Annotated in this window: 11 protein-coding genes; 10 read left to right on the top strand and 1 reads right to left on the bottom strand. The window is 58.7% G+C overall.

Annotated elements, in window-relative coordinates; genetic code table 11:
* The first annotated feature begins 4 nt into the window (after positions 1-4).
* The 8 genes from aroA to rfaE1 all read left to right on the top strand — a co-directional run bounded on the left by aroA (position 5) and on the right by rfaE1 (position 8,437).
* The gene (aroA, locus tag GJA_RS18985; protein ID WP_038495317.1) at positions 5-1,360 is read left to right on the top strand and encodes a 3-phosphoshikimate 1-carboxyvinyltransferase; all 1,356 of its coding nucleotides are present in this window, start codon (positions 5-7) and stop codon (positions 1,358-1,360) included.
* A gap of 43 nt (positions 1,361-1,403) precedes the next feature.
* Positions 1,404-2,072, top strand: coding sequence for a (d)CMP kinase (gene cmk, locus GJA_RS18980; protein WP_038495313.1), 669 nt, complete (start codon positions 1,404-1,406; stop codon positions 2,070-2,072).
* Positions 2,073-2,218: 146 nt separating this feature from the next.
* Positions 2,219-3,931 (top strand): 30S ribosomal protein S1, encoded by a 1,713-nt coding sequence (rpsA, locus tag GJA_RS18975; protein WP_081905492.1) that lies wholly within the window; start codon positions 2,219-2,221, stop codon positions 3,929-3,931.
* A 21-nt stretch (positions 3,932-3,952) separates the two neighbouring features.
* Entirely contained in the window at positions 3,953-4,258 is a 306-nt protein-coding gene (locus GJA_RS18970; protein ID WP_038495307.1) for an integration host factor subunit beta, read from the top strand.
* Positions 4,259-4,490: 232 nt separating this feature from the next.
* Positions 4,491-4,793 carry a LapA family protein gene (locus GJA_RS18965; RefSeq protein WP_038495304.1) on the top strand — a complete coding sequence of 101 codons (303 nt, stop codon included), beginning with the start codon at positions 4,491-4,493 and terminating at the stop codon, positions 4,791-4,793.
* Between the two features lie 123 nt (positions 4,794-4,916).
* Positions 4,917-6,092, top strand: a complete 1,176-nt coding sequence (lapB, locus tag GJA_RS18960; protein WP_038495301.1) for a lipopolysaccharide assembly protein LapB — start codon at positions 4,917-4,919, stop codon at positions 6,090-6,092.
* A 33-nt stretch (positions 6,093-6,125) separates the two neighbouring features.
* Positions 6,126-7,493, top strand: coding sequence for a UDP-glucose dehydrogenase family protein (locus tag GJA_RS18955; RefSeq protein WP_038495298.1), 1,368 nt, complete (start codon positions 6,126-6,128; stop codon positions 7,491-7,493).
* Positions 7,490-8,437 carry a D-glycero-beta-D-manno-heptose-7-phosphate kinase gene (gene rfaE1 / locus GJA_RS18950; RefSeq protein ID WP_051781121.1) on the top strand — a complete coding sequence of 316 codons (948 nt, stop codon included), beginning with the start codon at positions 7,490-7,492 and terminating at the stop codon, positions 8,435-8,437. Before GJA_RS18955 ends, rfaE1 begins: the two co-directional genes overlap by 4 nt.
* Before the next feature lie 614 nt (positions 8,438-9,051).
* Here the strand turns inward: rfaE1 and GJA_RS18945 are convergent.
* A complete protein-coding gene (locus GJA_RS18945; protein WP_038495295.1) occupies positions 9,052-9,627 on the bottom strand; it encodes a TetR/AcrR family transcriptional regulator in 576 nt (191 codons plus the stop codon).
* Positions 9,628-10,085: 458 nt separating this feature from the next.
* On the opposite strand from GJA_RS18945, the gene GJA_RS18940 reads away from it, so the two are divergent.
* Together GJA_RS18940 and GJA_RS18935 are read left to right on the top strand one after the other, a co-directional pair.
* Positions 10,086-10,676 (top strand): 2-hydroxychromene-2-carboxylate isomerase, encoded by a 591-nt coding sequence (locus tag GJA_RS18940; RefSeq protein WP_038495292.1) that lies wholly within the window; start codon positions 10,086-10,088, stop codon positions 10,674-10,676.
* A gap of 228 nt (positions 10,677-10,904) precedes the next feature.
* Positions 10,905-12,530 (top strand): AMP-binding protein, encoded by a 1,626-nt coding sequence (locus tag GJA_RS18935; RefSeq protein ID WP_038495289.1) that lies wholly within the window; start codon positions 10,905-10,907, stop codon positions 12,528-12,530.
* The last annotated feature ends 282 nt before the right edge of the window (positions 12,531-12,812 follow it).

The following is a 12,812-nucleotide window of genomic DNA, read 5'->3' as shown; positions in this document are numbered from 1 at the left end:
TCGCATGAGTCAGAATAAAACACACTACCCGCACCATCTCGATTTAAAGCCGGTGATGCACGTCGAGGGCGCCGTGCGCCTGCCGGGCTCGAAAAGCATTTCCAACCGCGTGCTGCTGCTGGCCGCGCTGGCCGAAGGCACCACCAGGATCGTCGACTTGCTGGCATCGGACGACACGCTGGTGATGCTCACCTCGCTGACCGCGCTGGGCGTGCACTGGACCCAGGAAGAGCAAACCGATCCGCATACGCTGCACCAGGTGCACCATGTGCAAGGCGCCGGCGGCATCTTCCCGAATCACGCGGCCGACCTGTTCATGGGGAACGCCGGCACCGCGATCCGTCCGCTGACGGCGGCGCTGGCCGTGATTGGCGGCGACTACACGCTGCACGGCGTGGCGCGCATGCATGAGCGGCCGATCGGCGACCTGGTCGATGCGTTGAACGCAGTCGGCGCGCAAATCGAGTATACCGGCGAGCAGGGCTTCCCGCCGCTGCGCATCCGCCGCGGCCACATCCACGCGCAGCGCATGAAAGTGGCCGGCAATGTGTCGAGCCAGTTCCTGACCGCGCTGCTGATGGTGGCGCCGCTGATGGCGCAACAGCACAGCGTGACCATCGAGGTGGCCGGCGAACTGATTTCGAAGCCGTACATCCAGATCACGCTGAACCTGATGAAGCGCTTCGGCGTCACCGTCGAGCAGGACGGCTGGTCGTCGTTCACCATCGGGCCGGGCCAGAAATACCAAAGCCCGGGTCTGATCCACGTCGAGGGCGATGCGTCGTCGGCGTCGTATTTCCTGGCGGCCGGCGCGATTGCCGGCGGACCGGTGCGGGTCGAGGGCGTGGGCCGCGACAGCATCCAGGGCGACGTGCGCTTCGTCGAAGCGCTGCAGCAGATGGGCGTGGCCATCACGATGGGCGAAAACTGGATCGAAGCCCGTTCCAGCGGCGTATTGAAAGCCATCGACGCCGATTTCAATCACATCCCCGACGCGGCGATGACGATCGCCATCGCCGCGCTGTATGCCGACGGCACCAGCACCTTGCGCAATATCGCCAGCTGGCGCGTCAAGGAAACCGACCGCATCGCGGCCATGGCGACCGAATTGCGCAAGCTGGGCGCCGAGGTGGAAGAGGGCGCCGATTACCTGCGCGTGACGCCGCCGGCGGCGATCCGGCCGGCCACCATCGACACTTACGACGACCACCGCATGGCGATGTGCTTTTCGCTGGCCTCGCTGGATGGCGCGGCGCGCCGTGGCACGGAAGTGCGCATCAACGATCCGAAATGCGTGGCCAAGACTTTCCCCGAGTATTTCGCGGCCTTTGCCAGCATCGCGCACGAAAACCTGATTTAATAGTTAATGTAATCAACGCAACACTACTGCAGCACTAATATATATGCCGACATCCCACATCCCAGTCATCGCCATCGACGGCCCGACCGCTTCCGGCAAGGGCACGGTGGCGCACCGGGTGGCCGACAAGCTCGGTTTCCATTACCTCGACTCCGGCGCGCTGTACCGGCTGACGGCGCTCAGTGCGCTACGCCGCGGTACCGACTTGCACGACGAGCATGCGCTGGCCAAGCTGGCCGAGCATTTGCAGTGCAGCTTCGCCGGCGGCGAAATCCTGCTGGCGCATGAAAATGTCAGCGATGCGATCCGCGCCGAAGCGGTCGGCAATACCGCATCGAAGATCGCCGCCCTCCCTGCCGTAAGGCAAGCCTTGTTCGCCTTGCAACTGGGTTTTCGCAAGACGCCGGGACTGGTGGCGGACGGGCGCGACATGGGCACGGTGATTTTTCCGCATGCCCCGTTGAAAGTTTTCCTGACTGCAAGTGTCGAGGCGCGTGCGCAACGCCGATATAAGCAATTGATAGACAAGGGATTTTCTGCTACTATGGAAGACCTTCTGATGGATTTGCAGGCGCGAGACGAACGTGATACTCACCGTGCGATCGCGCCGCTGGTGCCGGCGGAAGGGGCGTTTGTCCTCGATACGTCCGGAATGACAGCCGATCAGGCCGTCGATCAGGTGTTGAAATGGTATGCCGCTGTCGTCAAGTAAGCCGTAAAAGTAAGTCGTGAAATAGTATTGCTTTATTAAATACTATGTGGTGCCCGTGGCGGCCCTGGCCTGCCCGGGTGTGTCAAAAACCTAACCCAGTTTAAGTCGCATCGTGCGATCTCTGCTGGTCAACTTGTGTGAACCCTATGTCTACAGTTACATCTACCGAATCTACCGGTATGGAAAGTTTTGCCGCGCTCTTCGAAGAATCGTTGTCGCGTCAAGATATGCGCTCCGGCGAAGTTATTTCCGCTGAAGTCGTGCGCCTCGACCACAATTTCGTGATCGTTAACGCCGGCCTCAAATCCGAAGCATTCATTCCTATTGAAGAATTCAAGAACGACCACGGCGAACTGGAAGTCAAAGTAGGCGACTTCGTTTCCGTGGCGATCGAATCGTTGGAAAACGGTTTCGGCGACACCATCCTGTCGCGCGACAAAGCCAAGCGTCTGGCTTCGTGGCTGGCGCTGGAAAAAGCGATGGAATCGGGCGAAATCGTCGTCGGTACCGTCAATGGCAAAGTCAAGGGCGGCCTGACCGTGCTGACCAACGGCATCCGCGCATTCCTGCCGGGTTCGCTGGTCGACACCCGTCCGGTAAAAGACACCACCCCATTCGAAGGCAAAACCCTCGAATTCAAAGTGATCAAACTGGATCGCAAGCGTAACAACGTGGTTCTGTCCCGCCGCGCCGTCATCGAAGCGTCGATGGGCGAAGAGCGTCAGAAACTGATGGAAACGCTGAAAGAAGGCACGGTCGTGACCGGCGTCGTCAAAAACATCACCGACTACGGCGCGTTCGTGGATCTGGGCGGTATCGACGGCTTGCTGCACATCACCGACCTGGCATGGCGTCGTGTGCGTCACCCGTCGGAAGTGCTGACCGTTGGTCAAGAGATCACCGCCAAAGTCCTGAAATACGATCAAGAGAAAAACCGTGTTTCGCTGGGCGTGAAACAACTGGGCGACGATCCTTGGACCGGTCTGTCCCGTCGTTACCCGCAAAGCACCCGTCTGTTCGGTAAAGTAACGAACCTGACCGACTACGGCGCGTTCGTTGAAGTCGAGCAAGGTATCGAAGGCCTGGTACACGTTTCCGAAATGGACTGGACCAACAAAAACGTCGCTCCTAACAAAGTTGTCCAACTGGGCGACGAAGTAGAAGTGATGGTACTGGAAATCGACGAAGAGCGTCGTCGTATCTCGCTGGGTATGAAACAGTGCAAAGCCAACCCATGGGATGACTTTGGCGTTACCCACAAGAAGGGCGATAAAGTCCGCGGCGCGATCAAATCGATCACCGACTTCGGCGTGTTCATCGGCCTGGCCGGCAACATCGACGGCCTGGTGCACCTGTCCGACCTGTCCTGGACCGAAACCGGCGAAGAAGCCGTGCGTCGCTTCAAGAAAGGTGACGAGCTGGAAGCCATCGTTCTGGCCATCGACGTTGAGCGCGAGCGCGTTTCCCTGGGCGTCAAGCAACTGGAAGGTGACCCATTCAACAACTTCGCAGCCATGAACGACAAAGGCTCGCTGGTTACCGGCACCGTGAAATCGGTAGAGCCTAAAGGCGCCGTGATCCAACTGTCCGAAGAAGTCGAAGGCTACCTGCGCGCTTCCGAAATCTCGCGCGATCGCGTTGAAGATGCCGGTACGCACTTGAAAGTTGGCGACACCGTTGAAGCGATGGTACTGAACATCGACCGCAAAGCCCGTGGTATCCAATTGTCGATCAAAGCGAAAGACAATGTCGAAACCCAGGAAGCAATGCAAAAGATGGCCGCTACCGACAACAACGCAGCTTCGGGCACCACCAGCCTGGGCGCATTGTTGAAAGCCAAGTTCGACAACAAGAACTAAGACCAGTTCGCGGATCAGCAGATGACCAAGTCCGAATTGATCACCCGCCTGGCTGAGCGTTATTCTCAGCTGGTGGCCAAGGATGCGGAGTATGCCGTCAAGACCATACTCGATGCGATGACCGGCGCCCTGGCGACCGGACAGCGCATCGAGATCCGCGGTTTTGGCAGCTTTGCCCTGAATAGCCGGCCACCGCGCATCGGACGCAATCCGAAGTCCGGCGATAAAGTGATGGTGCCTGAAAAACGGGTGCCGCACTTCAAGCCGGGTAAACAATTGCGCGAACGGGTGGACGCGATGGTCGGGCAACCGATCATCGAGGATTAATCCGGTCTGCTGGAAGCGACACGCCGGTATCCGGTGCACAAAGCGGCGTCCTTGTTGGATGCCGCTTTTTTTTATTGTGACTCATGTTGTCACTCAGTCAGTATCGGGGAACAGGCCAGGTTCTTTTGCAAGATTGCAAGAAAAACCTGGCCTGTTCCCGATAGCATTTTTTTGATGTAATCGCATTCTTGTGCCACACTGGCACGTTCGTTACTAACACCGGATCTGACCGATGAAAATAGTCTCCACCATTGTTGGATTTGTCCTGTTTGTGCTGTTCTTTGGTTTCGCGCTGAAGAATGCGCAGGAAGTCGACCTGCACTTTTTCCTCAACTATGAATTGCGCGGCCCGCTGGTCTTGATGCTGCTCGGCTTTTTTGTCGCCGGCGCCAGCCTGGGCGTATTGGCGTTGACGCCGACCGTGTTCCGCCACCGGCGCGAAGCGAACAAGCAAAAGACCACGATCCAGGCGCTGCAAACCGCCACCGGCCAGCCGGCCGGACAGCCGCAGCCGGATGGCGTGAATACCCAGTAATAAGTAGACAATAATCAGCACACAATAATCAGCACCGGAATCAGCTCGGCGATCAGCACGGCGATCGGCATTCGGCGATAATGCGGGCTTCCGCTTTTCCAACACACTTCATACAAAAATCGCATGGAATTTGAACTCTGGTGGCTCTTGGGTATCCCGATGTTTTTCGCGCTCGGCTGGATTGCCGCGCGGGTCGACATCCATCAATTGGTTTCCGAGTCGCGCAGCTTGCCGCGCGGCTATTTCAAGGGACTGAATTTCCTCCTCAACGAGCAGCACGACAAGGCCATCGACGCCTTCATTGAAATCGTCAAGCTCGATCCGGAAACGGCCGACATGCATTTCGCGCTCGGCAACCTGTTCCGCCGCCGCGGCGAGACGGAGCGGGCGATCCGGGTGCACCAGAACTTGCTGGCGCGTCCGGACTTGCCGCAAGAGCAGCAAGCCCACGCCGAATACGAGCTGGGCATGGATTATCTGAAAGCCGGCTTGCTGGACCGCGCCGAAGAAACTTTCAATCACCTGGTCGGCACCCAATACGCGGTGCAGGCGCGGCGCGCGCTGCTGGAAATCTTCCAGCGCGAAAAAGAATGGCCGCGCGCCATCGAAGCGGCGATCGGCTTGCAGGAATCCGGCGCCGGCGCGCGCCAAAAGGAAATCGCCCAGTTCTATTGCGAACTGGCGCATGACTCGCTGGTGCACATGCATCCGGACGACGCGTTGACGCTGCTGGAAAAAGCGCTGCAAACCGACCGCAAGAATGTCCGCGCCATCATGCTGACCGGCGATGCGCTACTGGCCAAGGGCGACGTCGAAGCGGCGCTGATGGCATGGCGCCGGGTCGAGCAGCAAAGCGTGCCGCACGTGGCGCTGGTGGCGCAGCGCCTGATGGATGGCTACACCAAGGTCGGCCGTCCGCAGGAAGGCGTCAACCTGCTCCGTTCCTACCTGGAAGAAGCGTCGTCGATCGACTTGATCGAAGTGGTGTTCAAGGCCGTCATCGAACTCGATGGCGTGGAAGCGGCCAAGCAATTGGTCAGCGCCGAATTGCGCCGCACGCCGACCTTGCTGGGCCTGGATAAATTGCTGGAGGCGCGCTTGATGGATGCGCCGGCCGCGATCTGGTCGGAACTGTCGATGGTGAAAAACCTGGTGCACGGCTATACCCAGAAGCTGGCGCGCTACCAGTGCAGCCATTGCGGCTTCAAGGCGCGCCAATTCTATTGGCAATGCCCGGGATGCAACCGCTGGGAAACCTACCCGCCGCGACGCACAGAAGAACTCAACGTAATGAATTGAATTGAATTAAATTAATTTTTAGCGGCAGATAGAATGAAAATCACAATTATTGGTACCGGCTATGTCGGCCTGGTGACCGGCGCATGCCTGGCGGAGCTGGGCAACGACGTGTTTTGTCTCGACCTCGATGAAAAGAAAGTCGCCCTGCTCAACAGCGGCGGCATTCCGATCCACGAGCCGGGCCTGGAAGAAATCGTCGCGCGCAACCGCGCCGCCGGGCGCTTGCAGTTTTCGACCGATATCGAAGCGTCGGTGGCGCACGGCAAGCTGCAATTCATCGCGGTCGGCACGCCGCCCGATGAAGACGGTTCGGCCGACTTGCAATACGTGGTCGCCGCGGCCCGCAACATCGGCAAGTACATGAGCGAATTCAAGGTCATCGTCGACAAGTCGACGGTGCCGGTCGGCACGGCGGAAAAAGTGCAGGCGGCGGTGCAGGCCGAACTCGACGCGCGCAGCGTGTATGCGACCTTCTCGGTCGCCTCGAACCCGGAATTCCTGAAGGAAGGCGCGGCGGTCGAAGACTTCATGCGGCCGGACCGCATCGTCATCGGCTGCGACGCGAATGCCGAAGGCGAACGCGCGCGCGAATTGCTGAAGACCTTGTACGCGCCATTCAACCGCAACCACGAACGCACCTACTGGATGGATGTGCGCTCGGCCGAATTCACCAAATATGCCGCCAACGCGATGCTGGCCACCCGCATCTCGTTCATGAACGAACTGGCCAACCTGGCCGACAAGGTCGGCGTCGATATCGAGGCGGTACGCCACGGCATCGGTTCCGACCCGCGCATCGGCCACAGCTTCCTGTACGCCGGCTGCGGCTACGGCGGTTCCTGCTTCCCGAAAGACGTGCAGGCGCTGGAACGCACCGCGCGCGGCTATGGCCAGGAATTGCTGATCCTGCGCGCCGTCGAGGCGGTCAACGACCAGCAAAAAATGGTCCTGGGCGGCAAGATCGCCAAGCGTTACGGCGACGATCTGGCGGGCCGCCACTTTGCCGTGTGGGGCCTGGCGTTCAAGCCGAATACCGACGATATGCGCGAAGCGTCGGCGCGCGTGCTGCTGGCGCAACTGCTGCGGCGCGGCGCCACGGTGGCGGTCTACGATCCGGTCGCGATGGCCGAAGCGAAACGGGTGCTGGCGCTCGATTTGCCGGCTGTCGATTTCGCCAAGGTGCGTTTCGCCGACAGCCCGATGGACGCCTTGAGCGGCGCCGACGCGCTGGCCATCGTCACCGAATGGAAAGCGTTCCGCAGTCCGGACTTCGAACAAATCAAGACGCGCCTGAAAGACGCCGTGATCTTCGACGGCCGCAACCTGTTCGAGCCGGCCATCATGGCCGAAGCGGGCATTGAATACCACGGGATCGGCCGTTCGATCCTGACCCGCGCATGAGCGCCGCCGCTCCCCGCGCCGGCGCCGCGCCGGTCTTGAGCGCGGTGCGCTTGCTGGTGGTCGGCGACATCATGCTGGACCGTTACTGGTTCGGCGACGTCAGCCGCATTTCGCCGGAAGCGCCGGTGCCGATCGTGCGTATCGAAAAACGCGAAGAGCGGCTCGGCGGCGCCGCCAACGTGGCGCGCAACGCGGCCGCGCTGGGCGCGCGCACCGGCTTGCTGGGCGTGGTCGGCGCCGACGAGGCCGGCACGCAAGTGGGCCAATTGCTGGCCGATGGCGGCATCCAGAGTTATCTGAAGCGCGACCCGGCGATCTCCACCATCATCAAATTGCGCGTCATCGGCCGCCAGCAGCAAATGCTGCGCATCGATTTCGAGGAAGCGCCTTCGGACACCATCTTGCGCGACAAGCTGGCCCAGTTCAACGCCTTGCTGCCGGACTATGATGTGATCATCATGTCGGACTACGCCAAGGGCAGCCTGGTCAACGTGGCCGAGATGATCAAGGCGGCGCGGGCGGCCGGCAAGATCGTGCTGGTCGATCCGAAGGGCGACGATTTTTCGCGCTACGCCGGCGCGTCGCTGCTGACGCCGAACAAATCGGAATTCCGCCGCATCGTCGGCAGCTGGAACAGCGAAGAGCAATTGACGGCCAAGGCCCAGCAATTGCGCACCGCATTGAAACTGGATGCGTTGCTGCTGACCCGCTCGGAAGAGGGCATGACCTTGTACACCGCGCACGAGGTGGTGCACACGCCGGCCGATGCGCGCGAAGTGTTCGATGTGTCGGGCGCCGGCGACACGGTGATCGCGACGATGGCGGCGATGCTGGGCGCGGGCCTGGACATGGGCGACGCGGTGCGCACCGCCAACCGGGCCGGCGGCATCGTGGTCGGCAAGCTGGGCACCGCCACCGTCACGCGCGAGGAATTGTTCGCCTGAGGTTTTTCACATGATTTGCAGCTAAGCCTCGCCGGTGTAGCGCCGCGCGGGGCTTTGTTCATTCCACCCTGATTTCAGTACCCACTTTCGCCGGGCTAAGAGCCTATCCCAGTAGATGAATACGCCCTCTTCTGGCGCCCCTCAGTAGCGGGGACTGCGTTGCTCGTCGTCGCGTGGCTCGCCACGCTTGCTCCTCACGCCTGGTCCGCGCTGCTGATGCGCGGCCAGCAGAAGACGCTCACTACTGGGATAGGCTCTAAGCCTAAACCCGATAAAGCAGTTTTATCAATAATCTGGACGAGTTCAATAAGTATTGGCAGCGCTACAGATAGCCTGCTATGCGCTTGTGAAAGATCGTTAAGAATTGCATGGCCACTTCCGCAGCGATAAAGTCGCTACCAAATCCTTGTTTGTAACTTGACCCAATATTGAAAAGACTGGACGCTGCCACAGCACAGGTAGAAGCTGGTCGCCAGCCTGTTCGGCGCACGCTTCATGAACGAGATGCATTAAAAGCCAGCCGGCTCCATGCAAACAGAATTTCTTGCACGTCCGCGCATTATCCCAGCAGGCGATGTATTCTCTACTGGCATAGGTTCTAAATCGTGTGTCAACTACTTGGCGTCTTTCAGATGTGGGCTGCTCTGCAGCATAAATCTTCGGCTGGAGGACAAAATTTCCTGCTGTGTCTGCTCGCTTTCGACCACTCGCGCAATCAAAATCGAACCAACGCACTGTGCCACGAATGCCCAGGCAGCATCTTTGTCGCCACCCAGTCGGTCTGTCCAGCGGCTGTGGACGTGTTTGACGGCTCGCTCCACGCGAGTTCGAATCTCAGGAGAGCTGCGCGCAATCTCAGGTCCGAGTGCTGGCAACGCACAGCCCTCTCCCGGATGTGTTGCGTGGTAAGTGCTTAGATAGATCTTGAGAAGTTGCGCGATATGGTCGGGCTGTGAACCCTCATCGCCGGCCAGCATCCGGGCGCTTTGCTCCATTTCCAATTCGATGATGGATGCAAATAAGTCCTCCTTCGAATCAAAATGGCTGTAGAAGGCCCCACCCGTCAATCCGACCGCAGCCATCAAGGCATCTACGCCGGTCGTGCCGAAACCGTTGCGTTTGGCGACGACGCGGCTACTCTGCAGTAGTTTCTCTCGGGTTTCCTGTTTATGAGTTTTTGAATATCGCATGTTTGATCAGGTGTCTGAAAACGGGAAAGCCATATTGTTGGAAACGCGCTACAAATATACTATTGTATAGTAATCAAGGCGGGCTCATCGGTCGACAGCAAAGTCTCAACGATGGCATGGCAACCCTCCACCGCTTCCTGTAAGGATGCGCTTACCTGCTTAGCATGCTCTCTCTCTGAACACCACCAAGAACCTATCCCAGTAGAGAATACATCGCCTGCTGACCGCCCCTCACCCGCGTGGATCGGCATTGCTCGTCGTCGCATGGCACGCCATGCGTCCTCCTCGCGCCTTGACCACGCTGCTGATGAGCAGCCATCCGGCGACGCTCCCTATCGGGATAGGTTCTAAGCTTTGCCAGCTTCCAGTCTGAGTCAGATGGTAAATTTTGATTGACATCTGCAACTTCATTATATAACGTTCGTTTACTAAATGATCGTTTTTCTATTGGAGTTTTCATGCCAAAATCTGTTGAGTTTTATTTCGATGTGGGAAGCCCCGCAGCCTATTTGGCCTGGACCCAGTTGCCTGGGATTTGCCGGCACGCCGGAGCTGAGTTGATCTACAAGCCGATGTTGTTGGGCGGTGTCTTCCAAGCGACTGGCAACACATCTCCAGCAACGATTCCCGCGAAAGGCCAGTACACGCACCGCGACTATCAGCGGTTTGCCAGCCGCTATGGTGCTCCATTCGCTAGCAACCCGCATTTCCCGGTGAACACGCTGTTCCTTATGCGCGCCGTCGCAGGAATCCAGATACGTCAGCCCGAACGGCTGCGAGACTTCTTGAAAGCCGTTTTCTCCGCTTTATGGGGAGATGGTCTGAATCTGAATGATCCCTTGATTGCGGTCAAGATGCTGGTCGATGCTGGATACGATGCCGAGCAGATTGTTATGCTGACGAACGATGTGGAGGTCAAGGCTGCATTGCGTGCCAACACTGATGAAGCCGTTGCCCGGGGAGTGTTTGGCGCTCCCACCATGTTCGTTGCCGGGGAGATGTATTTCGGTCAAGACCGGCTCGACTTCGTACGCGACGCATTGGCCTAGCAAGCTATCCCGGTAGAGAATACATCGCCTGCTGACAGCCCCTCTGAAGCATGGATCTGAGGGGGGGCGTTGTAGCATGGTCCGCCATGTGTCCCTCTCGCGCCTTGCCCACGCTCCTGATGAACAGCCATTCGACGATGCTCCCTACTGAGATAGGTTCTAAGCAGTCCCCCCTGGGATTCTCAGAAGTCCTGCTTAAATATAAGTCACAAATAAAGAGAAAAATTTATGGAAAGCAAGCGCTGGCTCGAGGCATATCCAACCGGTATTCCACACCATATCGACATCGCAGCCCTGGCCACTCTGGATCGACAGATTGAACGTTCATTCCGGCTGTTTACGGAAAGACCCGCAGCAAGTTGCCTAGGTGAGACGGTGACCTACGGCCAGCTTGACAAGCTATCGCAGCAATTAGCGGCTTATCTTCAGCAGCAGGGTATTTCTCAAGGAGATCGCATCGCTCTGATTCTTCCTACCTGCAATGCGTTCCTGGTCGGCTTGTGCGCCGCGCTTCGTTCTGGCTTAGTCGTGGTGGCAATTAATCCGCTCTACACGCCACGCGAGCTGCAACACCAGTTGCAGGATTCCGGCGCCACTTGCGCCATTGTCGCCGATATGCTCGTGGAACCTCTGCGCGGCATTGTCCCGCGTACGCCCCTCAAGGTTGTATTGAGCGCACCGCTTGTGGGGATAGCAAAGGCATCAGAATCACTCATGCCGTCCGGCGACGCGATCGTGCCGCTGGCATCCGCCATCTTTCAAGTCGGTTCGCGTGCCCCGGCCTCTGTCGCGATCTCACCGGCCAGCCACGCATTCCTGCAATACACGGGTGGCACCACGGGCGTGTCCAAAGGAGCTGTGTTAACGCATCGTTGCTTTGCCGCGAGTCTGGCTCAGATGCGATCTTGGGCGGGGGCTGCACTGGAGGCGTATGGTGCCTCGATCATCACGCCTTTGCCGCTGTACCATATCTATCCGCTGGCCACCACCGTGTTTGCCCTTACAATGGGAGCATGCAGCCGGCTCGTGCCTAATCCCCGTGAACCCGGCACAGTGATCGCAGAGATGGGGCGGCAGCCTTTTGAAATGATGATCGGCGTCAACACGCTTTTCAGCGGACTGTTGAATATGCCCGGTCTGGCCGAAGTCGACTTCTCGAAAACCCAATTGGTGACCGCGGCAGGTGCCTCCGTGCAAGCGGCCGTTGCTCAACGTTGGACGGCGGCGGGCGGTATACCTATTACAGAGGTCTACGGTCTGTCGGAGACGGCGCCCAGTACGACTTTCAATCCGTGGGGGTGTAATGGCACCATCGGTATGCCGGTTCCATCGACCGACGTGCGCATCGTCGATGCCGAAGAGCAAGACGTGCCAATCGGTCAGCCTGGGGAGCTTATTCTAAAAGGGCCGCAGTTGTTCGAGGGGTACTGGAACTGCGTTGAGGAGACGGTGCGCGCCTTCACTGCGGATGGCTGGTTCAGAACGGGCGATATCGTTGTTATGGACAAGCAGGGCTCCATGACGATGGTCGATCGCAAGAAAGACATGATCCTGGTCTCGGGATTCAACGTATATCCCACAGAGATCGAGGGCGTGGTTTCGATGATGGAGGAGGTGCTTGAATGCTGCTGCATCGGCACACCGGACGCGCGTAGTGGGGAAGTTCCTCATCTCTTCGTTATCCCCCGCAATCCAGGGGTGACGACACAGAGCATCGAGGCGTACTGCCGCGCCAATCTCGCTGCCTATAAGGTGCCTCGACACATCACATTGCTCGACTCGCTGCCTAAATCGGCAATCGGAAAAGTTTTGCGACGCAAGCTGCGGTCCGAGTTGACGAAGGAGGGCGAATGAACGCGTACTGCTCCGTCTGTGCAAACTCCCCACCGTGTTCAATGAACTCTTGCAGTGACTACAGAGAGCCGCATTCTGACCTCACCAAGGAAACGCCAAGCCTCGATTTTGAGAAAGCAGGCCAGTTTTGCCGATGACGTGATCACGCCATCAGATCCCATATCTAAGCAGGTCGTAATAAATTATGGTGATTTCTGACTGCCCTAACCGGCGCGCTGCAAGACGGTCGGCGAGACTTGCCTGCTGCTGGCAGTGCTCGCACTGCGTCGCAACAGGCGCCTT

It is taken from the genome of Janthinobacterium agaricidamnosum NBRC 102515 = DSM 9628, from assembly GCF_000723165.1.
GTDB classification, from domain to species: domain Bacteria; phylum Pseudomonadota; class Gammaproteobacteria; order Burkholderiales; family Burkholderiaceae_D; genus Janthinobacterium; species Janthinobacterium agaricidamnosum.
Note: the sequence above shows the minus strand (reverse complement) of the source record. Positions and strands in the feature narration are given on the sequence as shown.